Below are 25,675 nucleotides of genomic sequence, written 5' to 3'. Positions count from 1 at the left end.
CTATGGCACATAGTCAATCTTTAGCTCAGCAGATTCGAAAAATTCTAGCACTCAAACTTCCTCCCCAAATTTTCGAAGAAGAGCTAGAAGAAAAGAAACTGTTTGGTGGCCTGGCCTTTATGATTCGTGGGAAAATGGTTCTTACAGTCAGTTCCAGAAAGAACGAGCTGGTTATGGTGAGAATTGGCAAAGAAATGGAAAAGCAAGTCCTACCCCGAACAGGAGCTCATACTACATTGATGAGAGGGCGACCTTATCATGGCTATATAGACCTAGATATCGAAGATCAAAAAGAACTTCCTTACTGGATTGATTTAGCCCTCTCCTATAATCAAGAGTTAACCAAGTAACTCATATCTGGTTAGATTAGAAAAACGAAAAGCAACTGCTAAGGCGGTTGCTTTTTCACTTGCTTTCTTGAGATTCAATAGAACTTCTGAGTCTCATTCTTGTAGTTTTCTCTCATCTTTTATGATAAAATAGGCACAATCAATTTCTAGGAGGATGAGATATGGTTTCTACTATTGGTATCGTGAGCTTGTCTAGTGGTGTTATCGGAGAGGATTTTGTCAAACACGAAGTCGATTTGGGTGTCCAACGTCTCAAGGATTTGGGACTCAATCCTATCTTTTTGCCCCATTCGTTAAAAGGTTTAGACTTTATCAAGGACCATCCTGAGGCGCGTGCAGAGGATTTGATGCAGGCATTTTCTGATGATAGCATCGACATGATCCTCTGCGCCATCGGTGGGGATGATACCTATCGCTTGCTACCTTATCTTTTTGAAAACGACCAGCTTCAAAAGGTTATCAAACCAAAGATTTTTCTTGGCTTCTCGGATACCACTATGAACCACCTCATGTTGCATAAACTAGGAATCAAGACTTTTTATGGACAATCCTTTCTAGCAGACATTTGTGAATTGGACAAGGAGATGTTGCCCTATAGCTTTCACTACTTTAAAGAACTGATCAAGACAGGAAGAATCTCAGAAATCCGCCCTAGCGACGTTTGGTATGAGGAACGGACTGATTTTAGTCCCAAGGCTCTGGGAACAGCTCGTATCAGTCAGGTAAATACAGGTTTTGACTTGTTGCAAGGAAATGCCCAGTTCGAGGGAGAAATCCTCGGTGGTTGCATCGAGTCTCTCTATGATATCTTTGATAACTCTCGATACGCAGACAGCACAGTTCTCTGCCAAAAGTACAAACTCTTCCCTGACTTATCCGACTGGAAAGGAAAGATCCTCTTGTTAGAGACAAGTGAAGAAAAACCTGAACCTGATGATTTCAAAAAAATGTTGCAGGCTTTGAAAGAAACTGGGATATTTGAGGTCGTCAGTGGACTCTTGGTCGGGAAACCTATGGATGAAACCTTCTATAACGACTATAAAGAGGCGCTAATGAACATTATTGACAGCAATATCCCGATTGTCTATAATCTGAATGTCGGCCACGCAACTCCAAGAGCCATTGTGCCCTTTGGCGTTCACGCTTATGTGGATGCACAGGATCAAGTCATTCGCTTTGACTATAACAAAAAATAAACAATTTCTCCATTTTTGTGCTTTGGTATTGATTTTCGTTACAATTTGTGTCTGAATTTATTGCATTTTGCTTATTTCTATGATATCTTTTTGAAGGAGGTATATATGACTAAACAAAAAATAAATCAAATTGTCGGTTCAATCGGGGCCTTTATCGGGATTATTGTATTTATCGCCTACATCCCACAAATTTTTGCCAATTTACAAGGCAACAAAGCTCAACCATTCCAGCCTTTATCCGCAGCAGTATCTTGTTTAATTTGGGTTATTTACGGATGGACAAAAGAACCTAAGAAGGATTGGATACTAATTATTCCAAACTCAGCCGGCGTTGTCTTAGGTGGACTGACATTTCTTACTGCACTATAAAAATTACTAGCATATAATCAAAAAGCTGAGATGAATTTCTCAGTTTTTTTCTATATTCTCAGATAGTTAAACGCCTGCACCGCTCTTCCACTCACAATCATTCTCATGATCATCTATCAGACCTGCCGCCTGTAGAAAAGACAAAACAGCGACGGGACCTGTAAACTTGAAGCCTCGTTTTTTGAGATCTTGAGATAACTTTTCAGACAGGGCTGTTTTAGCAGGTGCTAGGCGATAGTCAGGGACATCATTGATGATGGTTTGTCCATCAACAAAAGACCAGAGATAGGCATCAAAAGAGCCATAGGTTTTCTGGACTTGTAAAAATGCTTGAGCATTGGCACGCGTAGCAAAAATCTTGGCTCTATTTCGAATGATGGTTGGATTGTCTAACAAGGTCTCCAACTCGGCATCCGTCATCTCTGCAACACCTTGGACTTGGTAGTTGTAAAATGCTTCTCTGAAAGCTTGGCGCTTGTTTAGCACCGTTTCCCAAGACAGACCAGCCTGATAGGTCTCCAAACAAAGCAACTCAAAAAGGGCGTGGTCATCATGAAGGGGCTGTCCCCACTCTTCATCATGATAGGCGATGTAGAGCGGATTGGTCATCTTGACCCACGAACAACGTTTTGTCATGATCTGCTCCTATTTGACCAACATTTTAAGGGCCGACTTGATATAGTTCTCAGCTGTATCTGTCGTTCCTTCAAAGAATTTCTTGATTTTCTTGAGCTCGGTTGCCTTGTAGCCCAGCGCCAACATAGCTTCCATAGCTTCTTCCAGTTCTTGGTTTTCAGCACTTGCTTGCACTGCCACCTTAGCAGGAAGGTCATCACTAGCCACAACTACCTTGCCTTCCAAGTCCAGCACCATCTGCTGGGCTGTTTTCTTGCCAATTTTAGGAAACTTGGTCAAGTAGGTGATGTTCTTGCTTTCGATGGCTTGAACCAAGCCAGCATTGTCATCAGCAGCGATAATAGCAAGAGCTGACACAGGCCCAATCCCAGATACCGAAATCAGACTGAGAAAGAGTTTTTTCTCATCTTCTGAGCGAAATCCATAAAGTAGATGGGCGTCCTCACGCACAACCTGATGCACATAAATTTGAGCTTCTTGATTGACCTGTCCCGAGTAAGCATAGGGATTGGCTACATGCAGGATATAACCGATACCGTTGGTTTCAAGAACAATGTATTTAGCAGTAATTTTGGTAATGATTCCTTTTAAATATTCGTACATAGTTTTCCTTTTCTCTTATTTCGTTTATCTAGTATATCATATTTTCTTTATCCGAGGAGTGAGAATCGACTATCACAAATACAGTATATCAAAAATAATTTATGCTTATCTATTGACATATTGAAAATTAAGTACTATAATCATTTGTAATTGAATAACTATCTTCAGGGCAGGGTGCAATTCCCTACCGGTGGTATAGCCCACGAGCCGAAAGGCATGATTTGGTGAAATTCCAAAGCCGACAGTATAGTCTGGATGAAAGAAGATAAAAGTATATTTGTGCTTTTTGCGTGCTCTGAAATGATTACTTGTCATTTCAGAGCATTTTTGTTAATCGCATAAGTTTTCTTTTGTATGCCTTGAATAGTCCCCTATTCAAGGTATTTTTTTTTGGAGGTAGTGAGATGAGCGACTCAAAATATATGAAATTAGCAATAAAATTGGCACAAAAAGGAGCTGGTTACGTCAATCCCAATCCTATGGTTGGCGCAGTTATTGTAAAAGATAATCACATTATCGGACAAGGTTATCATGAGTTTTTTGGTGGCCCACATGCTGAGAGAAATGCTCTAAAAAACTGTAGAGAATCCCCTGTCGGAGCGACGCTTTATGTAACACTTGAACCCTGTTGTCACTTCGGGAAAACACCTCCTTGTATAGACGCTATAATCGATAGTGGTATTACAAGAGTAGTCATTGGAAGCCTAGACTGTAACCCTATTGTATCTGGAAAAGGAGTAAAGATACTTGAGGAAAATAATCTTCAAGTTACTGTTGGAGTTTTAGAAAATGAGTGTCTTAACTTAATAAAAAGTTTTAGAAAGTATATTACCCAGCATGTACCCTATGTTTTTATGAAATATGCAATGACAATGGATGGAAAAATAGCCACTAAAACAAATCAATCCAAATGGATTACTGGAGAAGAGGCAAGAAAGCATGTACATCAGTTACGACACCATGTTAGTGCGATTATGGTGGGAGTCAATACTGTTATTCAAGACGATCCTTTGCTGACATGTAGATTGGAGGAAGGGAAAAATCCTATCCGTATCATATGCGATACACATTTACGAACTCCTCTTACCTCTAAAATCGTAAAAACAGCAAATGATATTAAAACTTACATTGCCACTTCCTCTGAAGACAAAAATAAAATGAAGCTATATCAAAATCATGGCTGTGAAATACTTTCCATAAAGAAAAAAGGCAATCATATAGACTTATCAAGTTTAATGCAACATCTAGGAAACATGCAGATTGATAGCCTACTTCTGGAAGGGGGCAGTCTAATGAATTGGAGTGCTTTAGAACAACAAATTGTTGATGAGCTGAAAATATATATTGCACCAAAAATTTTTGGAGGCAATGCCAAGTTTCCTGTCGGAGGTGAAGGTATTTCTTTGCCAAATGACGCTATTAGCTTGAAACCTTATGCTTTTTCTCAAATAGGAGATGACTATCTCATAGAAAGTGAAGTGATTTATCCATGTTCACAGGAATAATTGAAGAAATCGGAAAAGTTGAAAGAATACAGAAAGACTCTCGTAATTGCAAACTATCAATTAAAGCCTCAAAAGTATTAACGGATATCCATTTAGGCGATAGTATAGCAGTAAATGGTATCTGTCTTACAGTTACTCATTTCAATCATCAATCCTTTACAGTTGATGTAATGAATGAAACATGGAGCCGAACAGCTCTTACACTATTAAAACATGGAAGTGAGGTAAATCTAGAAAGAGCCTTATCTGTCAACAGTCGACTTGGAGGTCACGTCGTTACAGGACACATTGATGGTACAGGAAAAATCTCGTCAATAAAAAAAGATGATAATGCTGTATGGTATCAAATCAACACACAAAAAGAAATTTTAGATTTAATAGTTGAAAAAGGATCTATTACAATTGACGGCATTAGTCTGACTGTCGCTAAAGTCTCCAAACTAAACTTTTCAGTATCTGTTATCCCTCATACTTTGGAACAAACTATTCTTAAGAGTAAACAAGTCGGATGTACAGTAAATCTTGAAAATGATATATTAGGTAAATATGTGCAAAAACTAATGGATAACTCTCCGAAGTCAGAGATATCTAAGGAACTATTATACCAAAATGGATTTTAGCAGAAAGGATGATCAGTCAATGGAATATCGAAAAATACAAGAATCATTAGAAGCATTGCAGAAGGGACGACTTGTTCTTGTTATAGACGACAAGGATAGAGAAAACGAAGGAGACTTAATTTGTTCCGCACAAGCAGCTACAACAGAAAATGTTAATTTCATGGCTACTTATGCCAAAGGATTAATTTGTATGCCTATGAGCGAAAGTTTAGCTAATCAATTAATGCTTTCACCTATGGTTGAAAACAATACAGATAATCATAAGACTGCTTTTACAGTTTCAATTGATTATAAGGAAACGACCACAGGTATTTCTGCCGAGGAAAGAGGATTGACCGCACGTATGTGTGTCTCCGAAGATATAAGACCCTCTGATTTTCGCAGGCCAGGACACATGTTTCCTTTAATTGCGAAAAACGGTGGTGTTCTAGAAAGAAATGGACACACAGAAGCAACTGTTGATCTATTAAAATTAGCAGGACTAAAAGAGTGTGGCCTATGTTGTGAAATAATGAATCATGATGGCAAAATGATGAGAACAGATGATTTAATTCAGTTCTCTAAGAAACACAACATTCCATTAATTACCATCAAAGAATTACAAGAATATAGAAAAGTATATGATCAGCTGGTAGAACGAGTTTCAACTGTCAATATGCCTACTAGATACGGTAATTTTAAAGCAATTAGCTATATAGATAAACTAAATGGGGAACATCACCTTGCTCTTATTATGGGAAATATAGAGGATGGAACCAATGTATTATGTCGGGTCCACTCTGAATGTTTAACAGGAGATGTTTTAGGCTCTTTACGGTGCGATTGTGGACAGCAATTTGATAAAGCTATGAAAATGATTGCTGAGAATGGTTCGGGTGTCTTACTTTACTTGCGACAGGAGGGACGAGGAATTGGACTTATCAATAAATTAAAAGCCTATCATTTACAAGATCAAGGAATGGATACGCTTGATGCCAATCTTGCGTTAGGATTTGAAGGTGATTTAAGAGAATATCACATTGGAGCACAAATGATTAAAGACCTGGGACTACAGTCACTGCATTTACTGACAAATAATCCTGACAAGGTTGAACAGTTAGAAAAATATGGAATTACCATTTCCAGTAGAATACCAATCGAAATAGAAGCTAATCCTTACGACAGTTTTTATTTAAAGACAAAGAAAAATCGAATGGGGCACATTTTAAATATGGAGGAAAAATAAATGAAGACTTATGAAGGTAATTTAGTAGCGAACAATATTAAAATAGGCATTGTTGTAGCGAGATTTAATGAATTTATAACTTCAAAATTATTATCTGGAGCACTAGATAATCTCAAAAGAGAGAATGTAAACGAGAAAGATATCGAGGTAGCCTGGGTTCCAGGAGCTTTTGAAATACCACTGATTGCATCAAAAATGGCAAAAAGTAACAAATATGATGCAATTATCTGCTTGGGAGCTGTCATTAGAGGTAGTACAAGTCATTATGATTATGTATGTAGCGAGGTATCTAAGGGAATCGCCCAAATCAGTTTAAATAGCGAAATCCCAGTTATGTTTGGTGTGCTAACGACAGATACAATTGAACAAGCCATAGAGCGAGCTGGTACTAAAGCAGGAAATAAGGGTTCTGAGTGTGCACAAGGAGCTATTGAAATGGTCAACCTAATTCGTACGTTAGACGCTTAGAACAGACTCTACTTTTAAGTGAATAAAGAAACTTGGCAAAATCGCAATTTAATACCCTATAAAAATCATAGAGCAAACTAGGAAGCCAGTCGCAGATTGGTAAAACACAGCTTCGATGTTACAGACAAAACTGACAAAATTAGCTCAAAACACTATTTTGAGATTACTGATAAAACTGACGTGGTTTAAAGAGATTTTTGACGAGTATTCGGAAGAAAAAAGTAAATATTTCTATGATAAAACGCATAGAATCAAGGTTTTTGAATACCTGATTTTATGCGTTTTTCTGATTTTGAAAATTTCCCCCAGATTTTTTTGTATTTTTATACTCAATGAAAATCAAAGAGCAAACTAGGAAACTAGCCGCAGGTTGCTCAAAACACTGTTTTGAGGTTGCAGATAGAACTGACGAAGTCAGCTCAAAGCACTGCTTTGAGGTTGTAGATAAAACTGACGAAGTCAGTTATCTATATATATACGGCAAGGCGACGTTGACGTGGTTTGAAGAGATTTTCGAAGAGTATTAATATTTCCCCAACTCTCGGAGGCTGGTATGATTCTCCTGAATACGTCGGAACATCTTTTCCATGTCTGACTTGGTGAAATGCACCAAAACAGGACGTCCATGGGGACAGTTATAGGGGTTATCACATTGAGAGAGCTGATAGAGGAGCTGTCTGGCTGAATGGTCATCGATACGATGGTTGGCCTTGATTGACCGCTTGCAGGACATCATGATGGCTAGCTCTGCTCGGTATTTCTTAATCGAAACTTCCTTGGTCAAGAGCAGCATGTCACACATTTCATAGATACCAGATTCGATTTCTTCCTCTGCCATCCAAATAGGATGTTCACGCAGGATGAATTGATTTTCTCCGTACTCTGCTAGAAAGACGCCCACTTCCTCCAAAAGAGGCATTCTTTCCCTGAGACGCAGGGCATCATCCGCAGGAAATTCAAAGATATAGGGAACTAGGAGTTGTTGCTGGCTCTGGTCAACATTCCCAATACTTTCTCGATATTCCTCATATTTGACCCGTTCCTGAGCGGCGTGCTGGTCTATGATGTAGAGCCCATCTCGACCTTGGGCAAAGAGATAGGTCCCGTGCATTTGCCCGAAAAATTCCAATTCTGGAAAGCTTGACGATTCTTCTCGCTCCAGCTTATCATAAGCCTTATCGAGACTAGCAAGGTCCAACTCTGGATGGTCTAATTGGTCATAGTTAGCAGGCTTTCTCTCTGCAAAATGCAGTTTTACTGGCTTAGTCAACTGGTCCAAGGTTTCCTTAGCAAACAGGGTTAAATCCTGCCCTTCCTCAGTTAATTCAACCTGATGATCAGCAACCTCAGCTTGACTAGGTCTTGAGAGTTCTGTTTTTTCATAGTAAAGCGTATTTTCTTTGAGTGGGAGAATGGTCTGCTCTACCTTTTGACGATTGCGCACGGTCGACTTGGCAAGATTTTCCAAGGCATCAGGTATCAAGGTTTGTTCCTTAAGACTCTTTGCGATGGCTTCTGAGACAAGTGCCATCAGTTCTCTTTCCTTAGAAATCCGCACTTCTTGCTTGGTTGGATGAACATTGACATCAGCTAGATAGGGGTCGATATGGATGTGAATGACAGCCAGTGGAAAACGCCCTACCATGAGCTTGCTTCCGTAACCGTCAAGAATAGCGCGATTTAGTAGAAAGTTCTTGATATAACGGCCATTGATGAAGAGGCTGATATAGTTGCGATTAGCTCGAGTTAACTCAGGCAGAGACACAAAACCTGTAATTTCGAAATCTAAGTCAGAGTTCTCAATTTCAATCATCTTCTTGGCACTCGCCAAACCGTAAATCCCTGCGATGGCTTGGCGTAGTTGACCAGTCCCTGCTGTCCGCGTCATTTCCTTGCCATCACTGATTAAACTAAAAGAAATCTCAGGATGAGCCAATCCCAGACGGTTGACAATATCAATGATATGAGACAGCTCCGCTTGCTGGCTCTTCATATACTTGAGGCGGGCAGGTGTGTTGAAAAAGAGGTCCTCTACACAAACCTTAGTCCCCACAGGACTAGTCGCTGGGATGACTTCCTCAACTTCTCCCCCACGCGCAACGAGCTTGGTCCCATGACTCGCACCATCCACCGCCGTCAACAAAGTCAAAACACTGACAGACGCGATAGAAGGCAGGGCTTCACCACGAAAACCAAGCGTCCGAATCCGAAAGAGATCTGCTTGATTTTTTATCTTACTGGTCGCATGGCGACGCAAGGCCAATTCCACCTCATCGTGGGCAATTCCATGACCATTATCGGTGATTTGAATTTTCTTGAGACCGGCTTCCTCGATCTCAATGATAATCTGGCTAGAACCCGCGTCAATGGCATTTTCTACCAACTCTTTGACCACACTAGCAGGACGTTCGATAACCTCTCCTGCCGCTATCTGGTTTGCCAGCACCTCTGGCAATTCAATAATATGAGACATCTTTCAGCCCCTTTCTGTATCTATTTTCCTAGAAATTGATTAGTGCTATTATACCACATTTCAGATAGGACCGAAAAATCAAGCGCCACATAGACTCCAAATCCCTCCACATAGACAAAGTCCCTTGCCATGGGTCGTAAAATAGTGTTTAATAAAGGTGTACAGGAAGTGATCACAATTTTGTATGAAATGTAAGGAGAGAAATTTATGAAAGTAGAACTACAGATTAGCGAGTTTTACGAGGAGGAAAAACTGATTGTCCAAGCACCTCAAGAAACCAAAAAAGTCCAAAAAGTCATCGAATTTGCTGAAAATCTTGACCAAAAAGAAACAATCAAAGGAAAGATTGATGGTCAGGTCTATCTAGTTGAAATTGGCAAGATTCAGCGCTTCTATATCGAGAATCGAAAGGTTCTAGCAGAAACGTCGAGTCAGACCTACAGCATTGATTTGCGACTCTATCAAGTTCTTGAAATTCTACCGACCACTTTTATCCAAATTTCCCAATCTGAAATCGTCAATATCAACTCCATCTCTCATCTCAAGCTCACCCCCAACGGTCTGGTAGAAATCTTTCTAAAAAATGAAAGATTCACCTACTCTTCACGGCGTTACCTAAAAACCATCAAGGAGAAATTAGAACTATGAAAAAACAAATCTTTCACGATGCTGCTGCTGGTGTTCTTATCGGCCTCATCCTCTCTATCCTCTTTTCACTCATGTATGCACCAAATACCTATGCCCCACTGAGCCCCGAGTCTCTCATCGGCCAAGTGATGGTGCAACATCAGGTTCACGGTGCCCTCGTTTTGCTCTACTGCACGATTATCTGGTCAGCTATCGGCGTTCTCTTTAGCTTTGGTAGCCGCTTATTCAGCCGTGACTGGAGCTTGCTCCGTGCCACACTTTCCCATTTCTTCCTCATGCTGGCTGGCTTTGTTCCACTAGCAACTCTGGCTGGTTGGTTCCCCTTCCACTGGACCTTCTATCTCCAGCTCATTCCAGAATTTGCGATTGTCTACCTTATCATCTGGACTATCCTCTATAAAAGAGAAGCTAAAAAAGTAGACCACATCAATCAACTTTTGGCCCATAAAAAGTAATAGAGAAAAACCCACTCACAAATGCATGAGTGGGATTCTTTTTATAATTTTTGTTTGAACTCAACTAAGACATTCATAGCCTGCATAGGTGTCATATTGTACACATCCAGTTGAGCTAATTCTGCTAGGATAGGATGTTCTTCAGGCGCATCAAAGAGTGACATCTGTTCAGTAACAGCACTTGTTCCTCTCATCGGAGCAGGACTTTCCGTCCCTTGATTCTCCAGTTGAGTCAATATCTTATCCGCCCTTGCTAAAAGTTCTGCTGGCAAGCCAGCAATCTTAGCAACGTGGATACCGTAGGATTTGTCAGCTGGTCCTGGTTCGATCTTATGAAGGAAGGTAACCTGCCCATCCTGCTCCAAGGTCGCCACATGGACATTGACCAAGTTTTTCAAGCTGGACTCCAGACTGGTCAACTCATGGTAGTGGGTCGCAAAGAGGGTTTTGGCTCCGATATGTTCATGAATGTATTCGATGATGGACTGAGCAAGAGCCATCCCGTCATAAGTTGCAGTTCCGCGTCCCAATTCATCAAAAAGAATGAGAGAGTTCTCGGTCGCATGCGAAATGGCATTGTTAGCCTCCATCATCTCTACCATGAAGGTTGATTGACCTGAAACCAAGTCATCTGCTGCTCCAATACGAGTAAAGATAGCATCAAAAATCGGCAAATGGGCGCTTTCTGCCGGCACATAAGAACCCAGCTGGGCCATAACCGCCGTCATAGCTAGCTGGCGCATGTAGGTAGACTTCCCGCTCATGTTGGGACCTGTAATCAGTTGAATACTCGTATCTTCTGCCATCTGAATCGTATTTGGAATATAAGTCTGAGCCCCCATAACCTTTTCAACGACCGCATGGCGCCCTTTCTGGATATCAATTCGCGAATCCTCTCCAAACTCAGGTCGAATCAAATGCTGGGTTTCGGCCACAACTGCTAGACTTTGCAAGACATCAACTGTCGCAATACCTTGGGCTAGAGCCTGCAAACGCTGGATGTACTTACCGACTTCCTCACGGATACGCATAAAGATTTCGTACTCTAGGTTGGCTGACTTCTCACGCGCCTCCAGCATATCTCCCTCGATACGGGCTAATTCCTCAGTACCGAAGCGTTCTGAGTTTTTCAGCGTCGCCTTGCGGAAAAAGTGGGCTGGCACATTCCCCAGTTGCGAATTGGTCACATGGAAATAGTAGCCATCTTTTTTATTGTAGTCAATCTTAAGCGTACTGATACCAGAGTGTTCTCTCTCCTTAGCTTCAATCTCAGCAATCCAGCTAGTCCCTTCTCTGAGCACACGACGGTACTTGTCTAAGGTCTCATCAAATCCCGTACGGATAATGCCACCTTCCATAATCACGTGAGGAGCTTCAGGAGCAATCGCTGCGCTAATCAAGCTCTCCAACTCAGGAATGGCATCCAACTGTGCGATAAGATAGCCCAGAGCAGGTTGCTCCATGCCTTCTAAAATCGCACGAATCCGTGGTACACTGGATAAGGTGGTCGCCAATTGCAAGAGATCCTTAGGATTGGTCTTGCCAAAAGAAACCCGACTAGCCAAGCGTTCGATATCATAAACACCCTTGAGACTGTCCGTTAAATCACTACGCTCAAAGAAGTGGTCAAGAAAGACCTGCACCACCTCTTGACGTTGGACGATTCGCTCCTTATCAATCAAAGGACGATGAATCCAAGAACGCAAGAGTCGCATACCCATAGCTGTTTTGGTTTCATCCAAAAGCCAGAAAAGACTGCCTTGCTTCTTACCTGAACGGGCATTCTCAACCAAATCCAGACTAGCCTTGGTCGCATAGTCCATCTGTAAGAAATCTTTGATTTCATAGCGGATAACTGGTTTGAGGTGGTTCAATTCCCGCATCTGGGTCCGGTGAACATACTGGAGGAGCTTACTAGCTGCCGCTTGCTCCACAGCTGCTAAACGTGAATCCAGTAAATGAAGGTCCTCAAAGCCTTCTTTTTCATAAGAAAGTACCAGATTCATCTGACGGCTGAGGATTTGTTCTTCTTCCTCAGACAAGTCATAACCCAGCACCACTTCTCGAGCCTTGAGGTTGCGAATTTCCCCACAAACCAGCGTAAAATCCAATAAACCTGTCACATAAAAATCACCTGTCACTAGATCCATATAAGCCAGGCCAAATTGATTGCCATCACGATCCAGAGCAACGAGGAAGTTATTCTGACTATCGGGCTTACTGCTATCGACTACTGTACCAGGTGTGATGACCTGAACCACCTCTCGCTTGACAACCCCAACTGCTTGTTTGGGATCTTCCATCTGTTCAGCTATAGCAACTTTATAGCCCTGCTCAATCAGAACATCGATATACTGTTGGGCAGAATGATAGGGGACGCCCGCCATGGGTATCGGATTTTCTGCATTTTTATTCCGACTTGTTAAGGAAATTTCTAAAATTTGCGCTGCATTAATTGCATCTTCATAGAACAACTCGTAAAAATCACCCATTTGAAAAAGCAAAAAAGCATCTGGGTATTGTTTCTTAATATCCACATACTGTTGCATGCCGGGTGATAGCTTTTCTGTTGCCATTTTCCGTCTCTCCTTGCTAAAAATAAGTCTTGAGAGCAACTCCCAAGACCTTATTTATCTTTCATCAAATCTAGCAAACGATCTTCCATCAGCTTGGCAACGTGCTGGTCTCGACAAATAACCAATAAGGTATTAGCACCAGCAACCGTTCCTAAAATCCATTCATCCTTGTTTGCATCTACAATGTTTGCTAAGACTGCAGCTTCCCCAAGTTTAGTATGAAGTACCAAGGTGAATTCTGCTCTTGCAACTCCTTCTAAATGATGAGACAAAAACTCAACTAAATCAATCTTATCTGTCTCATTTGCTAGTACATAATACACCATATCATTTTTCTTGATCTTGGTCAAGCCGATTTCACGCAAATCACGTGACAAAGTCGTTTGTGTCACATAAACATTACGAGCTTCTAGACGATCTTGAATCTCTTTTTGTGTCCCAAGTTTCTCTTCGGTGATCATCTTTTTAATCAATTGATGTCGTTCTCTTTTTCTCATATTATCCTCTTAAGTGAATATTTATAACAAATTTTACATTTATTTTATAACTACATTATACCAAAAAAAATAGAGAATTCAAAAAAATTCTCTTCTTTCTCAAAAAATGTAGTAAATTGTGATAAAATAGTAGAAAAGTCCAAAAAGGAGCCCTTATGAATACAAAAGAATTGATTGCTAGCGAGTTGGCTAGCGTCATTAACAGCCTGGATCAAGAGGCTATTTTAAATTTACTGGAAACCCCTAAAAACTCAGAAATGGGAGACATCGCCTTCCCTGCCTTTTCTCTAGCAAAGGTCGAGCGTAAAGCTCCGCAAATGATTGCAGCAGATATTGCTGAAAAAATCAATAGTCAAACCTTTGAAAAGGTTGTCGCAACAGGACCTTACGTCAACTTTTTCCTTGATAAATCTGCCATTTCTGCTCAAGTATTGCAAGCTGTTATCACTGAAAAAGAACACTATGCTGACCAACATATTGGCAAACAAGAAAATGTCGTTATCGATATGTCTAGTCCGAATATCGCTAAACCATTCTCTATTGGTCACTTGCGTTCAACCGTTATCGGGGATAGCTTGTCACATATTTTCCAAAAGATCGGCTATCAAACAATCAAGGTCAACCATTTGGGAGACTGGGGTAAACAGTTTGGAATGTTGATTGTTGCCTACAAAAAATGGGGCAACGAAGAAGCTGTAAAAGCTCATCCAATCGATGAACTTCTTAAACTCTACGTTCGTATCAATGCTGAAGCTGAAAATGACCCTAGCTTGGATGAAGAAGCACGCGAATGGTTCCGTAAACTTGAAAATGGAGACGAGGAAGCTCTCGCACTTTGGCAATGGTTCCGTGATGAAAGTTTGGTGGAATTTAACCGTCTTTACAATGAATTGCAAGTCGAATTTGACAGCTACAACGGGGAAGCCTTTTACAACGATAAGATGGATGCTGTTGTAGACATTCTCGCTGAAAAAGGACTTCTTGTTGAGTCAGAAGGAGCCCAAGTTGTGAATCTTGAGAAATATGGAATTGAACATCCAGCCCTTATCAAAAAATCTGATGGTGCAACTCTCTATATCACACGTGACTTGGCTGCAGCCCTTTACCGTAAAAACGAATACCAATTTGCAAAATCCATCTATGTTGTTGGTCAAGAGCAATCTGCCCACTTCAAACAACTCAAGGCAGTACTACAAGAGATGGGCTACGATTGGAGTCAAGACATTGTCCATGTTCCGTTTGGATTGGTAACAAAAGAAGGGAAGAAACTCTCTACACGTAAAGGAAATGTCATCTTGCTAGAGCCTACTGTTGCAGAGGCTGTTAGTCGTGCCAAAGCCCAAATCGAAGCGAAAAATCCTGAGTTAGAAAATAAAGACCAGGTTGCCCACGCTGTTGGAGTTGGGGCTATCAAGTTCTATGATCTTAAAACCGACCGTACAAATGGATATGACTTCGACCTTGAAGCTATGGTATCCTTTGAAGGAGAAACTGGGCCTTACGTTCAATACGCCTACGCTCGTATCCAATCTATCTTGCGCAAAGCCGATTTTAAACCAAATACAGCTGGCAACTACAGCCTGAATGATGCTGAAAGCTGGGAAATCATTAAACTACTCCAAGACTTCCCACGTATTATCAATCGTGCAGCAGATAACTTTGAACCTTCTATCATTGCGAAATTTGCGATTAGTTTGGCTCAAGCATTTAACAAATATTATGCACATACACGTATCCTAGATGAAAGTCCTGAGCGCGACAGTCGTCTGGCCCTCAGCTACGCAACCGCAGTCGTCCTCAAAGAAGCTCTTCGTTTGCTCGGGGTAGAAGCGCCAGAGAAGATGTAAATCGCCAAAGTTACTTGATTGCAAAGCAATCTAAGTAACTAACACCAAATCCTATCAGGGATTTGGCTTGGCGCTTCACTAGTAAAGAAACATAAATATTCTCGATTTATGTTTCTTTACGTCGTAACCAGAGACACTTGCCTAAACACCTCACTAAATTGGTCAATCAAATCTATTAATTAGTTTAAGGGCTGGTCGTAATCTTCAAGTCACTTGAATGCAAGTCAATCTAAGCAACGAATGTCAAAGCCTATCATAGATTTGGTTAGGCGCTTCACTAATTCGATCTATTCACTACTATTTCTTTATCATACATGGAGATTTCCTATGAGCCAATATGCTTATATCCTCGTTATAATTAGCTTGGTTTTCCTTTTTCTGCTCAATAAGTACGAGAAAGAAAGACTGCAAAAGCTCTACCAAGAGCAACTCTTGAAGGATGAAATATTTAAGGCTGACATCAAAGAGAAAATTCACACGACTGACAACATCAATGATGTCATTGCACATATCAATAAAACTTACCATCTGGGAATGTTGCTATCAAAAGACATCACAGATCAATTAAAATGACCAAAGTCCGAGAAGGAAACTTCTCGGATTTTTATTGGCCCTAGTCAACATTATCCCCTTGAAAAAGTCACAGTTATTTTCATATGATTTTTGTGAATTTTCAGGATTTTCTAACTTTTTTCAAAATATTCTTGCATTTCTTTTAAGTTTTTTGTAAAATAGAAGCTACCTATTCAGATTATTCTGAAAATTCAAAAACGGGAGCATCTATTATGTCACAAGTTACTTTATCAAGCCAGTCAACCTGGACAAGCAAACTAAAGGCAATGGGGCCAGGTATCCTCATGGCTTCTGCCGCCGTTGGAGGTTCTCACATCGTATCCTCCACTCAAGCTGGTGGTTCTTATGGTTGGTCACTACTCCTCTTAGTTATCTTGGCCAATGTTTTTAAATATCCATTTTTCCGTTTTGGTGCAGAATATACTGCTGATACTGGTAAAACCTTGGTCGAAGGCTACGCTGAAAAAGGGAAACTCTATCTCTGGATTTTCTTTATCCTCAATGTCTTTTCTGCTATGGTCAATACAGCTGGGGTCGCTATCCTTTGCTCAGCCATCATCGCTAGCGCTTTTCCAATGATCGGTCTTAGCATCACTCAATGGTCCCTCATCCTTGTTGCAGTCATTTGGGCCATGCTACTCTTTGGTGGCTACAAACTGTTGGATGGTATGGCAAAATGGATCATGTCTGCTTTGACTATTGCAACTGTTCTTGCAGTTATCATTGCAGCAATTAAGCATCCAGAATACAGCTCTGATTTTGTCGAAAAGACACCTTGGCAAATGGCGGCCCTCCCTTTTATTGTTTCCCTCCTAGGATGGATGCCTGCCCCTATTGAAATTTCAGCCATCAACTCACTCTGGTCTGCTGAAAAGAAAAAGACTGTCAACTTTAATACAGAGGACGCCCTTTTCGACTTTAACGTTGGTTACATTGGAACTGCTATCCTGGCTGTATTCTTTGTAGCACTCGGAGCACTCATTCAGTATCCTACAGGACAAGCAGTTGAAGCCGCTTCAGCTAAGTACATTTCTCAATTCGTGGGTATGTATGCCTCTGTTCTTGGAGAATGGTCCCGTTATTTGATCACCTTCATCGCCTTTCTTTGTATCTTTGGAACAGTCATCACCGTTATCGATGGTTACTCTCGTGTCAATCAGGAATCGCTGCGACTCTTGATTCGTCAAAAAGAGGATGATAGCAAATCTTTGAACATCTGGATGACCCTCACAGCTATTATCGGTATCGTCATCATCAAGTTCTTTGCTGGTCAAGTTTCTACCATGCTCCGCTTCGCCATGATTGGTTCTTTCCTGACAACACCATTCTTCGCTCTTTTGAACTATGTATTGGTGACACGTGAAAATAAAAATCTTCCTTCTTGGCTAAAGCTCCTCGCTATCGCAGGATTGATTTTCCTCTTTGGCTTCGCTATCTTCTTTATCTATGCACTTGCTATCGGAAAAGCAGGATAGTTTATAAATGGCACCCTTACGGGGTGCTTTTTGTATACACAAAAAGCAGTTGAAAATCTCAACTGCCCCTCAGTACTACTTTATTTTTCTGTTTCTAACTCATACAAATCTGCAATGATTGCTGCGACCTTTTTAATATCTCCCAGCATACCACGCATTTCAAAGTCAGCCAAAACTGGGAAACCAAAGCGCTGACTATACTGCTTGGCTGTCAGGCAGTATTGATTGTTAAAATTGCGATTACCAGATCCCACTACCCCAAAACACTTACTAGCATTGTCCCCATAGGCGATAAAGTCGCCCAGTGGAGTTGTTAAAATCTCAACATCGCCGTTATCGACACCATTCCCACCTTCTAGATAGGTCGGCAAAAAAGCGATATAGGGATGTTCCATTTCAAAGAATTCTTGACCTTCCTTGACTAGGTCCTTGATATGGATTTTTTGGACCTCAATCCCTTCGTACTGGGACAAGAGATAGTCCTTGAGTCGGGTTACAAAACTTTCTGTATTCCCACTCAGACTGATATACACTAAGGATATTTTTTTCATGTTGACCTCGATTTTTATGTTTACGATATAAAAAGAACTACCAAAATTGTAACTTGATAGTTCTTTTTTGTCAATACTTAGGCAGCTTCTTCTGCTTCAACTTCCTCAGCCAAGTCCTTTTGTTGGCGCCACATCTTGTAAAAGACTAAGGCTAAAAAGAGAACATTGATGATGATGAACAAAATATTCGTTCCTTTTGCTAATGCTCCCATTCCTAAGCCAAGGGCACTATCTTTGATTAATTGGACTGCATCTTGAACGTTCATATAGCTATAAACCAAACCAACAATAGCTAGTAGAACATAGCCAACATAAGTATAGTTTGCGAATTGTACGTTTTTACGTACGAGAAACACAAAGGCTACTACAACTAAAATTGCAGATAAAACAATCAACAACATATTAAAAATAGAGTGAGAGGATTCTGACACTTTGTAAGTATAGTTGACCGTGTCTTCTAATTGCTGGGCAGTAAGCGTCCCGCTATTCGCCAGGCTAGCACGAAGAGCATCTTTACTTGGCAATGGACTCAAGATTCCAAATAGTGACATAGATGAAATGAGGGCTGATAGGACTAACAAAACCCAAAGATAAATAGGATTCTTTTTCATGTTTTCCTCCATAAGATATTTTGAACATTATAGCATTTTTTGTACAGGAATACAACTTTTACAAGTTGGTTTCAACTTGTTTGCGATAGGCTTTCGGTGATTTTCCGCACAATTTACGGAAAACCTTGTAGAAATATCCAACGTTACTGTAACCGACAGCATAGCAAACATCTTCAATACTATCATTAGTTGAAAGCAAGAGCTGTTGCGCTGCTTTGATTCGCTGTTTATTGAGCAATTCCGCAAAGGTTGAGTTGGTTTCTCTCTTGATTAGCTGACCGAGATAGACAGGATTGATAAAGAGATCCTTGCTGATATCCTTAAGCGAGAGCTCTTTCTGATAATCACGCCCAATCACCTCCAGAACGCTCACCACATTTTCATTCATGCGGTACTGGCCAAAGAACTTGGTCAAGGTTTCTTTGATATAGGCAACCAATTCTTCAAAGGAGTTAATGGCATGGATGGCTTTGACAATCTCCGTCATATCATCTGCTTTTAGGTGTTCAAACAAATGGAAGACATCCATGACAAACTGGGTGAAGAGCTGCTTCGTGATGGCCACGCGCGGGGTATTCTTCAAAACAACCTTCTCTAGCAGGGTTAATTCTTCGATGATTTGATTGATATTCCCTTGGATAATCACCCGATAAATCGGCTCGTAATAAGCAAACAAACTCTCGGATTTTTCTAGATTGACTGAACCGTAGAAGAGGGCTTTTTCAGCATTGATCTTCCAATTCTCAAAGGACTGCTGGTAGGGTGCTTCAAATGGTGTCACGACGATGCCATCGAGCGGTTGATCAGAGATGAAAATCTGCCAGTCTTGCCCCAAAACATAGTAAGGAATGGTAAAAGAGCCTTGCTTTTCCTTTGAAAGTCCTATCCACCAGTTTTCTTTACCTGCTAAGAAACTGATAAAGCCTTCTTCATCTAATTCTTGACTGAGGGTCTGACTTTGCTCCACCTTTTCTTGAAGCTGTAGCGCAATCTTTTCTAGTAAATTGCCCAACTCCACCTTGTCTACTGGCTTGACCAGATAATCCACGACACTAAGGTTCATGGCTTTTTTGACATAATCAAACTCCTGATAACCAGACAGCAAGATATAATAGGTATCTGGAAGTAGCTCTTTCATTTCCCTAATCATCTCAAGTCCTGTCTTATCTGGCATGTTGACATCGGAAATGATCACATCCACTGGATTTTTCTTAACATAGTCCAAAGCATCATCTGCGTGATTAGCTGTCGCGACGACTTGCATATCCCATTTTTCAAAGGGGATTAATCGCTTGAGCCCCTCTGTCACCATGTACTCATCGTCTACTAATAAAACTTTATACATTTCTACCCTTTCTATTCATCCTGGATAGTGATATGGTAACGAACACCTTCTTGCTCAGCTGACTCTACACTGATTTGGTAGCGATCCCCAAAGTAGAGAACAAAGCGTTCGTGTACATTTACTATTCCAATTGATTGCCGCTCCCCACTATAGCTTGCCTCGTGTTCAAAACTTCGTTGAGCTAATTTTTCTTGCAAGCTAGCTAGTTTCTCAGAGGACATTCCCCGACCATTGTCTACTACTAAGATTTCAACGAATCCTTGACCCTTCAAGGCTTTGATACTGATGACATTATCTGTTCTGCGATGGTCAACACCATGGGCAAAGTAGTTTTCTACTAATGGTTGGAGTGTAAATTTTGGAATCCTCATTTCTTCCAATTCTGGTGCAATCTTGAAACCATAAGCAATGGATTTAGGATAACGCACCATGCAGAGATAGCTATATTTTCGGCAGAATTCCAACTCCTGCTTCAGCGTGGTTTCCCGCTCGTCGGAGATATTGTTGCGTAACAAGCTACTAAATTCATAGATAATATCTGCCAGTTCATCCTGACTTGCCATGACGGCATACATCCGTAAAAACTCCAGAGTATTGTACATAAAGTGAGGATTAATTTGAGCTTGTAGAGCTCGCATATTGGCATCCTTTTGACTGAGCTCTAGCTGATAGATATCGTGGATATTTTTTTCCAGACGATCCAACATATCATTGGTTGTTTCTGCAATGAGAAGCAACTCTTGGTCTTTTTCAGAGGTATCGATTCGAAGGCCTTCTTCTCCTTGAGCAATCACCTCTATCGAATCTACTAGGTCTACGACTTGTTTTTGGTAATTTGAGAAAGTCTGTCTAAGGGTCACGTACAAAATGATGATAAAGAGGATACTTAGCCCAATAATGATAGCTGAACTCGTCAAAGTTCCTGTAAGAACAAAATTTTTAGGAACAGCAGCTCGAACCTGATAACCGTGAGAGGTGACACCTACAAACCAGTTCTCCCTCTCGGCTGATACCTTCTCCCCAATATGGAACATCTCGGTCTCAAAAGGAGAAGTTACTGTTACAGCCATCGGGATATGGCCCCTTGTATTGTCAATAGCTCCATGAAGAACATTTGGCGATAAGGAGATATAGATCACTCCTAAATCCTTGTCAGACACAGGATCGGAAACAGGAATGGCAAAACTGTTGGCTGTCGGCTTAAAATCCTCCGCAGGAACTTTCTCTCCGCTGCGTTTTTCTCTAGTCGAAACATACACTTCCTTATAGTCCTGAAGGACAATAGCCACTCCAGTCACAAAATCATTCCGAACATAGATATTATCAATATTTTCATACAGGGATACAGAAATATAAGGCGAAGTTTTACGCTCTAATTGCCAATAGAAGTAGTCTGGTGTGCTGAGACTGAAATACTTGTAAATTCCTTCGATGCGGGCCTGATTCTCAACCAAAGACTGAGCAAGTCGGGTTGACTCTCTGTGATAGTATTCCACTTCACTCACTGTCCGAGTGGTCACACGTTCTGCAACCCGTTGGGCCTCTTTCTCACGCGAGTCCCAGTCAGCATACGATAGCATAATCGCAAAACTGGCAATGACCACGATCATAACCAAACTATAAATCCGTAAAAGAGAGTGAAGCCAGAACTGCTTCATTCTATTTTGTCGCCAATTTTTCATGGATACTTTCATAAATAGGTTCCAACATATCACTGATAAAGAAATGCCACATTCCAATTCCTACAAAAAAGAGCAAGGCAGGCATATAATAACCAACTCCTACAAGGAGAGCGGACCCGAGTAAAGCCTTGGCAATCGCAGGTAAGCTCATAAAAATCCCGATAAGGGATAGTTTCAAAGTGTTTTGGTAGGATAAATCAAAGTACACCTGAAGTTTCAAGGAAACAGTGTAGGCTAGAAAAACAAGAGCAACTACAAGGACATTGAGAAAGGTCGCCAAGAGATGGAAAATCGTCTGGTGGGGCAATTGAACTAGAAGATACAAACCATAAACTAGGACAAGATCAACAAACACAAAACTATAGAAAGCCAGATTACTCTTGACAAAATTGCTCTTATACAATTCCCAAGCTTCCTTCAAATGGTATGCTCGATAGGTATAACCATGCTCCGCATACAAACTCATAAGGGTGGCACTAGCTGGTGCCAAACCAAAGGCCACTCCTCCTGCCAGTGTTAATAGCCAGAAATAAGCCGTCGCAATCATTCCCAAAAAGATACGATTAAAGACGAATTCTAGAAATTTTCCCATGTTACTCTCCTTAAACTAACAATGTAACCATTATATCATATTTCAAGCGTTTTCAAAAATATAGAGTTTCCATTTACAATCCTTAAAAAGCGTGATACAATTGGTTTTGTTAATTCGCATCAAGGAGATTCTCATGAAGAAAAATATCTTAACCACCCTCTTGGCCGCCGTCCTCTACTTTCTCTGTGTAGGGATTGGAGTCTTCCTAGGACACCTGGTCGACTCAACGGGCAATATGTTCTATGCGCCTGCCTTTTCTGCCCTTGTTGGAGGGAGCGTCTACATGCTTCTTCTGGTAAAAGTTCCTCGTTTTGGTGCCATTACCACTCTCGGACTCTTTATGGCTCTCTTTTTCCTAGCTAGTAAACACGGAGCAGGCGCTTTTCTACCAGCTGTCGCCTGCGGTCTTGCAGCAGATGCTATTGCTCGTCTCGGCAACTACAAAGACCGAATCAAAAATACCCTCTCCTTCCTCGTCTTTGCTTTTAGCACAAGTGGTCCTATCTTCCTCATGTGGGTCAGCCCCCAATCTTACGTGGCCACCTTACTCGCGCGTGGAAAGTCACAAGAATACATCGACCGTATCATGGTCACTCCAGAGTTAGACAAAATCCTTCTCTTTGTTTCAAGCATCCTCATAGGCGCCTTGATGGGGGCTGTGATGGGGCAATTTCTAAGTCAAAAAATTGCCGATAAACTATAAGATAAAAGCCCTGAAGACTAGCAACACCTAGTTCCAGGGCCTTTTTGTATACAATCTTAGAATTCACTATAGATAAATTCTTGAATATTCGAAAAATCAGTCACAAAACAGTAAATCACGATGCTTAAGATAACCGTATAGAAAAATAGGGTCCACAAGATTAATCGATGTGTGTTAGTTAGCTTGATTTGCAAATTTGTAAAGTTCTTTTTCAACTTCCATCCATCCTTTCACTCCAACGTGCATCACGTCAAATAAAAAGTAATCATCATACTCTCTATTTCCATAGTTTAGTACCGTTGCACCATGGCTTTTTGCGACATCTTCTATTTTTTTATAAGTTTTTTCTCGCATTTCTCTTGAGACACCAGTGTAGTCGTTCCATTTCCCGTTTACTGGGAAAATAATAACCTCAACTTCAATGCCCAATTCCTTAGCAACTGTCAAGAAAAGTTCCATATCTGAATACTCCGGTGACTCCAGATAACTCAAATCTTTATTAGAATCCTTCAGTGATGCATAGCGATCTTTTAGGTAGGTATTGTAGTAGTTATTATCAACAGCATAGTCATTATTGTCTGTTTTCTTTTTGACCTCTTCCACAAACTGATTCGTCATCTTCTGCCAATCATAGTCTGGGGTTTTGTCTCCTAGTGAAGGATAATCTGATTTAGCATGTTTTTGATAAAAAGTCTGTTTGAGCTTAAAGGAATACATCGCGTTCTCAAACTCTAGTAGTTTTTTATCAACAATAGTCCCTTTTCCATCTATGAAATAACTTTTATATTTTTTGTAGATGTCATTTTGTTGCTTGTTTCCCTTGGTGATTTCAATAATACGATTGATCAGTTTTTCTTTCGTTTCCTTACTAATCTTGTCATTATCTAGCATGTGGAAAATATGTTCCTGAGAAGCCTTGTTCAAAAAGGCATCTTGATGGGTCCCATCTTTTTCAAACCACTGAACCGACTCTACTATAGCTACTTTTCGCTTACTCATAGATCCTTCAATAGAGCCCAAGGTCGTAGCCTGAATGATGTTTTGAGAATAACTAGTCCCAATCTGCATGACATTAAAATCGTTGTAGTTAAAAATTTTATTTGGATGATAGTCTTCATTTATCGTCGCAACCAACTCTGAAGAACCCATTAGAACCAGTGTATTGGGGGTGATATTGCTTGTCAGAATATCTCTACTTTTATACTTTTCATACGAGGTGCTATAACGAATACTGTTATCCTTGACTTTATAATAATCATCAATCTTCTTGACATACGTCACATTTAAAAGGGCAAGCGTCGCAATTACGAGCACAAGCGATAGTAAAAATGCTTTTAATTTAATCATCTCGTTTTATCCTATCCCTTCAATCTGGCAGACTTCTTTTCAATCTCTTATCTCTTTAAAATCGTAAGCAAGATTTTATAGGGTTCACCTGAAAAGATAAAGAAACCAACCATAACCAAATTCATGGTCACAAACCAACTTAGTAGCTTATACCAGTTTTTGTTTTTATTTTTCTTATAAAAATTGCTTTTCTTTTGATACACCTCAAATCCAGCCATCAAGACACCATGGTAAAAACCATAAACAATATAGCTTACACTAAGACCATGCCAAAAACCCATGACCAACATATTGACCATATAGGCATAGGTTGCATTGTGTAGTCTATTTTTAAACCATTTTTTCCTGATAACCTGCATCAATACTCTTGAAAACACAAAATCTCTCAACCAGGTCGACAAGGTGATATGCCATCTGGTCCAGAAATCCTTGATATCGACACTCAAGAAAGGTTTGTTAAAGTTCATCGGTGTCTGAATACCTAGAATATTACTACTTCCAACGGCCATTAGACTGTAGCCTGCAAAGTCGAAGAACAGATACGAGGTATAGAGGTACATATACTTGATTGAGTAGACGACTGTGCCCGTATTGCTTAGAGCAAGTAACATCTGGTAAACATAGGTTGATAAAACAACCTTGTAAAGAAGGCCTAGAACGATACGATACACACCGTCCCCTGCTAACTCTAGATACTCTTTTCGAGGCATGACCTCGTTTATCTCTTTTAAAAATCTCCTACTCCGATCAATCGGACCAGCACTAACCGTTGGGAAAAAGAGTAAAAACTGTAGATAATCTTTTACACTGACTTTTTCTTTGATCAAGCCATCCGATATCTCCAGCATGATCTGAATGGTCTTAAAGGACATGTAGGAAATTCCAATAAAGGCCAACAAATGCAGAGAAGTCAGGGCAAAGACTTTATTGATTACCAAAGGAAGAATGGAAAGGAAAACCAGTGGTTTCAGCCTCTTTGCCTCTATCCTCTGCGCTAGAAAAACCAGAAAATATTGATAAACGACAAAGGCAAACAAATAGACCATCATCGCTCGACTCTTACCATAGATAGCTCCTGCAAATAAGAGGGAGAGCACCAAAATATAGTAGTCCTTACGTTTTTCAAAAAAGTTTACCACAAAACCAATCAGTAAAACTACAAATAAGAGAAGGAAAAACTCATTCCCCTCGAAATAATTCATACCAGCTAGACTCCTTTACATTATCATCCCTCCTACAGCAAACTTTCCGATTTGCTAATTGAGGGGCCTTTCTTTATTATAGCATATTTCTAAAAAGAAACTTTACTCTTCTTGCATTTCGGTGAG

25 protein-coding genes and 1 riboswitch are annotated in these 25,675 nt (G+C 40.5%); of the genes, 13 read left to right on the top strand and 12 right to left on the bottom strand.

From position 1 onward, the window contains the following. The first annotated feature begins 2 nt into the window (after positions 1–2). The 3 genes from ATE34_RS04700 (at position 3) to ATE34_RS04690 (ending at position 1,915) form a co-directional block, all read left to right on the top strand. Complete coding sequence (locus ATE34_RS04700) at positions 3–350, top strand: TfoX/Sxy family protein (RefSeq protein WP_084911203.1); 348 nt, start codon at positions 3–5, stop codon at positions 348–350. Between the two features lie 161 nt (positions 351–511). After that, on the top strand, positions 512–1,546 hold the full coding sequence (locus tag ATE34_RS04695; protein WP_061588595.1) for a S66 family peptidase: 1,035 nt from the start codon (positions 512–514) through the stop codon (positions 1,544–1,546). Between the two features lie 105 nt (positions 1,547–1,651). Beyond that, positions 1,652–1,915 carry a SemiSWEET family transporter gene (locus tag ATE34_RS04690; protein ID WP_000166112.1) on the top strand — a complete coding sequence of 88 codons (264 nt, stop codon included), beginning with the start codon at positions 1,652–1,654 and terminating at the stop codon, positions 1,913–1,915. A gap of 66 nt (positions 1,916–1,981) precedes the next feature. Here ATE34_RS04690 and ATE34_RS04685 read toward each other — a convergent pair whose 3' ends face one another. Next, positions 1,982–2,551 (bottom strand): DNA-3-methyladenine glycosylase I, encoded by a 570-nt coding sequence (locus tag ATE34_RS04685; RefSeq protein WP_061588594.1) that lies wholly within the window; start codon positions 2,549–2,551, stop codon positions 1,982–1,984. Between the two features lie 9 nt (positions 2,552–2,560). Further along, entirely contained in the window at positions 2,561–3,154 is a 594-nt protein-coding gene (ruvA, locus tag ATE34_RS04680) for a Holliday junction branch migration protein RuvA (protein WP_061588593.1), read from the bottom strand. Positions 3,155–3,310: 156 nt separating this feature from the next. Beyond that, positions 3,311–3,425, top strand: a riboswitch (FMN riboswitch). Between the two features lie 133 nt (positions 3,426–3,558). Here ruvA and ribD point away from each other — a divergent pair. Genes ribD through ribH form a run of 4 tightly spaced genes read left to right on the top strand, consistent with a single transcriptional unit; the run spans position 3,559 to position 6,972 of the window. Further along, the gene (gene ribD, locus ATE34_RS04675; protein ID WP_045617813.1) at positions 3,559–4,659 is read left to right on the top strand and encodes a bifunctional diaminohydroxyphosphoribosylaminopyrimidine deaminase/5-amino-6-(5-phosphoribosylamino)uracil reductase RibD; all 1,101 of its coding nucleotides are present in this window, start codon (positions 3,559–3,561) and stop codon (positions 4,657–4,659) included. After that, a complete protein-coding gene (gene ribE / locus ATE34_RS04670) occupies positions 4,644–5,279 on the top strand; it encodes a riboflavin synthase (RefSeq protein ID WP_061588592.1) in 636 nt (211 codons plus the stop codon). The genes ribD and ribE overlap by 16 nt, the downstream gene beginning before the upstream one ends. A 19-nt stretch (positions 5,280–5,298) precedes the next feature. Then, complete coding sequence (locus ATE34_RS04665) at positions 5,299–6,504, top strand: bifunctional 3,4-dihydroxy-2-butanone-4-phosphate synthase/GTP cyclohydrolase II (protein ID WP_025169579.1); 1,206 nt, start codon at positions 5,299–5,301, stop codon at positions 6,502–6,504. Further along, on the top strand, positions 6,505–6,972 hold the full coding sequence (gene ribH / locus ATE34_RS04660) for a 6,7-dimethyl-8-ribityllumazine synthase (protein WP_000860624.1): 468 nt from the start codon (positions 6,505–6,507) through the stop codon (positions 6,970–6,972). It abuts the gene before it with no gap. A gap of 523 nt (positions 6,973–7,495) precedes the next feature. Here ribH and mutL read toward each other — a convergent pair. Then, on the bottom strand, positions 7,496–9,445 hold the full coding sequence (gene mutL / locus ATE34_RS04645) for a DNA mismatch repair endonuclease MutL (RefSeq protein WP_061598909.1): 1,950 nt from the start codon (positions 9,443–9,445) through the stop codon (positions 7,496–7,498). A 207-nt stretch (positions 9,446–9,652) separates the two neighbouring features. On the opposite strand from mutL, the gene ATE34_RS04635 reads away from it, so the two are divergent. After that, positions 9,653–10,093 (top strand): LytTR family DNA-binding domain-containing protein, encoded by a 441-nt coding sequence (locus ATE34_RS04635; protein WP_061598912.1) that lies wholly within the window; start codon positions 9,653–9,655, stop codon positions 10,091–10,093. Beyond that, entirely contained in the window at positions 10,090–10,548 is a 459-nt protein-coding gene (locus tag ATE34_RS04630) for a DUF3021 domain-containing protein (protein WP_084911202.1), read from the top strand. The genes ATE34_RS04635 and ATE34_RS04630 overlap by 4 nt, the downstream gene beginning before the upstream one ends. Positions 10,549–10,589: 41 nt before the next feature. Here ATE34_RS04630 and mutS read toward each other — a convergent pair whose 3' ends face one another. Next, positions 10,590–13,124 (bottom strand): DNA mismatch repair protein MutS, encoded by a 2,535-nt coding sequence (gene mutS, locus ATE34_RS04625; protein ID WP_084911201.1) that lies wholly within the window; start codon positions 13,122–13,124, stop codon positions 10,590–10,592. A gap of 50 nt (positions 13,125–13,174) precedes the next feature. After that, complete coding sequence (gene argR / locus ATE34_RS04620; RefSeq protein WP_084911200.1) at positions 13,175–13,621, bottom strand: arginine repressor; 447 nt, start codon at positions 13,619–13,621, stop codon at positions 13,175–13,177. Positions 13,622–13,776: 155 nt separating this feature from the next. Here argR and argS point away from each other — a divergent pair, with 155 nt between their 5' ends. The 3 genes from argS to ATE34_RS04605 all read left to right on the top strand — a co-directional run bounded on the left by argS (position 13,777) and on the right by ATE34_RS04605 (position 17,516). Then, positions 13,777–15,468: an arginine--tRNA ligase gene (gene argS, locus ATE34_RS04615; protein ID WP_084911199.1), complete on the top strand. Its 1,692-nt coding sequence runs from the start codon at positions 13,777–13,779 to the stop codon at positions 15,466–15,468. A gap of 327 nt (positions 15,469–15,795) precedes the next feature. Next, a complete protein-coding gene (locus ATE34_RS04610; protein WP_000084848.1) occupies positions 15,796–16,041 on the top strand; it encodes a hypothetical protein in 246 nt (81 codons plus the stop codon). A 212-nt stretch (positions 16,042–16,253) separates the two neighbouring features. Beyond that, positions 16,254–17,516, top strand: a complete 1,263-nt coding sequence (locus tag ATE34_RS04605) for an NRAMP family divalent metal transporter (protein ID WP_061598920.1) — start codon at positions 16,254–16,256, stop codon at positions 17,514–17,516. 80 nt (positions 17,517–17,596) lie between these two features. Here the strand turns inward: ATE34_RS04605 and nrdI are convergent, their stop codons facing one another. The 5 genes from nrdI to ATE34_RS04580 all read right to left on the bottom strand — a co-directional run bounded on the left by nrdI (position 17,597) and on the right by ATE34_RS04580 (position 22,297). Continuing rightward, positions 17,597–18,067, bottom strand: a complete 471-nt coding sequence (nrdI, locus tag ATE34_RS04600; protein WP_007520838.1) for a class Ib ribonucleoside-diphosphate reductase assembly flavoprotein NrdI — start codon at positions 18,065–18,067, stop codon at positions 17,597–17,599. A 77-nt stretch (positions 18,068–18,144) separates the two neighbouring features. Then, positions 18,145–18,678, bottom strand: a complete 534-nt coding sequence (locus ATE34_RS04595) for an ABC transporter permease (RefSeq protein ID WP_000740035.1) — start codon at positions 18,676–18,678, stop codon at positions 18,145–18,147. A 58-nt stretch (positions 18,679–18,736) separates the two neighbouring features. Beyond that, positions 18,737–20,023, bottom strand: a complete 1,287-nt coding sequence (locus ATE34_RS04590) for a response regulator transcription factor (RefSeq protein ID WP_061598921.1) — start codon at positions 20,021–20,023, stop codon at positions 18,737–18,739. An 11-nt stretch (positions 20,024–20,034) separates the two neighbouring features. After that, the gene (locus tag ATE34_RS04585) at positions 20,035–21,705 is read right to left on the bottom strand and encodes a sensor histidine kinase (protein WP_084911198.1); all 1,671 of its coding nucleotides are present in this window, start codon (positions 21,703–21,705) and stop codon (positions 20,035–20,037) included. Beyond that, complete coding sequence (locus ATE34_RS04580; RefSeq protein WP_084911197.1) at positions 21,683–22,297, bottom strand: YesL family protein; 615 nt, start codon at positions 22,295–22,297, stop codon at positions 21,683–21,685. The genes ATE34_RS04585 and ATE34_RS04580 overlap by 23 nt, the downstream gene beginning before the upstream one ends. 133 nt (positions 22,298–22,430) lie before the next feature. Between ATE34_RS04580 and ATE34_RS04575 the strand changes: the two genes are divergently transcribed. Next, a complete protein-coding gene (locus tag ATE34_RS04575; RefSeq protein WP_061598925.1) occupies positions 22,431–23,000 on the top strand; it encodes an MptD family putative ECF transporter S component in 570 nt (189 codons plus the stop codon). Between the two features lie 174 nt (positions 23,001–23,174). On the opposite strand, the gene dltD is transcribed toward ATE34_RS04575, so the two are convergent. Continuing rightward, on the bottom strand, positions 23,175–24,347 hold the full coding sequence (gene dltD, locus ATE34_RS04570; protein ID WP_084911196.1) for a D-alanyl-lipoteichoic acid biosynthesis protein DltD: 1,173 nt from the start codon (positions 24,345–24,347) through the stop codon (positions 23,175–23,177). Positions 24,348–24,394: 47 nt separating this feature from the next. After that, entirely contained in the window at positions 24,395–25,549 is a 1,155-nt protein-coding gene (gene dltB / locus ATE34_RS04565) for a D-alanyl-lipoteichoic acid biosynthesis protein DltB (protein ID WP_084911195.1), read from the bottom strand. Between the last annotated feature and the right edge of the window lie 126 nt (positions 25,550–25,675).

The organism is Streptococcus oralis subsp. tigurinus (assembly GCF_002093545.1).
Taxonomy (GTDB): Bacteria; Bacillota; Bacilli; order Lactobacillales; family Streptococcaceae; genus Streptococcus; species Streptococcus oralis_C.
The sequence above is the reverse complement of the archived record's forward strand: the minus strand, read 5'-3'. Positions and strand labels throughout refer to the sequence as shown.

Bases quoted from the DNA above. Each gene is read 5' to 3' on its own strand.
- ruvA (WP_061588593.1), bottom strand. From the start codon at position 3,154: ATGTACGAATATTTAAAAGGAATCATTACCAAAATTACTGCTAAATAC.
- ribH (WP_000860624.1), top strand. From the start codon at position 6,505: ATGAAGACTTATGAAGGTAATTTAGTAGCGAACAATATTAAAATAGGC.
- ATE34_RS04590 (WP_061598921.1), bottom strand. From the start codon at position 20,023: ATGTATAAAGTTTTATTAGTAGACGATGAGTACATGGTGACAGAGGGG.
- ATE34_RS04695 (WP_061588595.1), top strand. From the start codon at position 512: ATGGTTTCTACTATTGGTATCGTGAGCTTGTCTAGTGGTGTTATCGGA.
- argS (WP_084911199.1), top strand. From the start codon at position 13,777: ATGAATACAAAAGAATTGATTGCTAGCGAGTTGGCTAGCGTCATTAAC.
- ATE34_RS04605 (WP_061598920.1), top strand. From the start codon at position 16,254: ATGTCACAAGTTACTTTATCAAGCCAGTCAACCTGGACAAGCAAACTA.
- dltB (WP_084911195.1), bottom strand. From the start codon at position 25,549: ATGAATTATTTCGAGGGGAATGAGTTTTTCCTTCTCTTATTTGTAGTT.
- ATE34_RS04665 (WP_025169579.1), top strand. From the start codon at position 5,299: ATGGAATATCGAAAAATACAAGAATCATTAGAAGCATTGCAGAAGGGA.
- ribE (WP_061588592.1), top strand. From the start codon at position 4,644: ATGTTCACAGGAATAATTGAAGAAATCGGAAAAGTTGAAAGAATACAG.
- argR (WP_084911200.1), bottom strand. From the start codon at position 13,621: ATGAGAAAAAGAGAACGACATCAATTGATTAAAAAGATGATCACCGAA.
- ribD (WP_045617813.1), top strand. From the start codon at position 3,559: ATGAGCGACTCAAAATATATGAAATTAGCAATAAAATTGGCACAAAAA.
- nrdI (WP_007520838.1), bottom strand. From the start codon at position 18,067: ATGAAAAAAATATCCTTAGTGTATATCAGTCTGAGTGGGAATACAGAA.
- ATE34_RS04580 (WP_084911197.1), bottom strand. From the start codon at position 22,297: ATGGGAAAATTTCTAGAATTCGTCTTTAATCGTATCTTTTTGGGAATG.
- ATE34_RS04610 (WP_000084848.1), top strand. From the start codon at position 15,796: ATGAGCCAATATGCTTATATCCTCGTTATAATTAGCTTGGTTTTCCTT.
- ATE34_RS04690 (WP_000166112.1), top strand. From the start codon at position 1,652: ATGACTAAACAAAAAATAAATCAAATTGTCGGTTCAATCGGGGCCTTT.
- ATE34_RS04630 (WP_084911202.1), top strand. From the start codon at position 10,090: ATGAAAAAACAAATCTTTCACGATGCTGCTGCTGGTGTTCTTATCGGC.
- ATE34_RS04685 (WP_061588594.1), bottom strand. From the start codon at position 2,551: ATGACAAAACGTTGTTCGTGGGTCAAGATGACCAATCCGCTCTACATC.
- ATE34_RS04575 (WP_061598925.1), top strand. From the start codon at position 22,431: ATGAAGAAAAATATCTTAACCACCCTCTTGGCCGCCGTCCTCTACTTT.
- dltD (WP_084911196.1), bottom strand. From the start codon at position 24,347: ATGATTAAATTAAAAGCATTTTTACTATCGCTTGTGCTCGTAATTGCG.
- ATE34_RS04635 (WP_061598912.1), top strand. From the start codon at position 9,653: ATGAAAGTAGAACTACAGATTAGCGAGTTTTACGAGGAGGAAAAACTG.
- ATE34_RS04585 (WP_084911198.1), bottom strand. From the start codon at position 21,705: ATGAAAAATTGGCGACAAAATAGAATGAAGCAGTTCTGGCTTCACTCT.
- mutL (WP_061598909.1), bottom strand. From the start codon at position 9,445: ATGTCTCATATTATTGAATTGCCAGAGGTGCTGGCAAACCAGATAGCG.
- ATE34_RS04700 (WP_084911203.1), top strand. From the start codon at position 3: ATGGCACATAGTCAATCTTTAGCTCAGCAGATTCGAAAAATTCTAGCA.
- mutS (WP_084911201.1), bottom strand. From the start codon at position 13,124: ATGGCAACAGAAAAGCTATCACCCGGCATGCAACAGTATGTGGATATT.
- ATE34_RS04595 (WP_000740035.1), bottom strand. From the start codon at position 18,678: ATGAAAAAGAATCCTATTTATCTTTGGGTTTTGTTAGTCCTATCAGCC.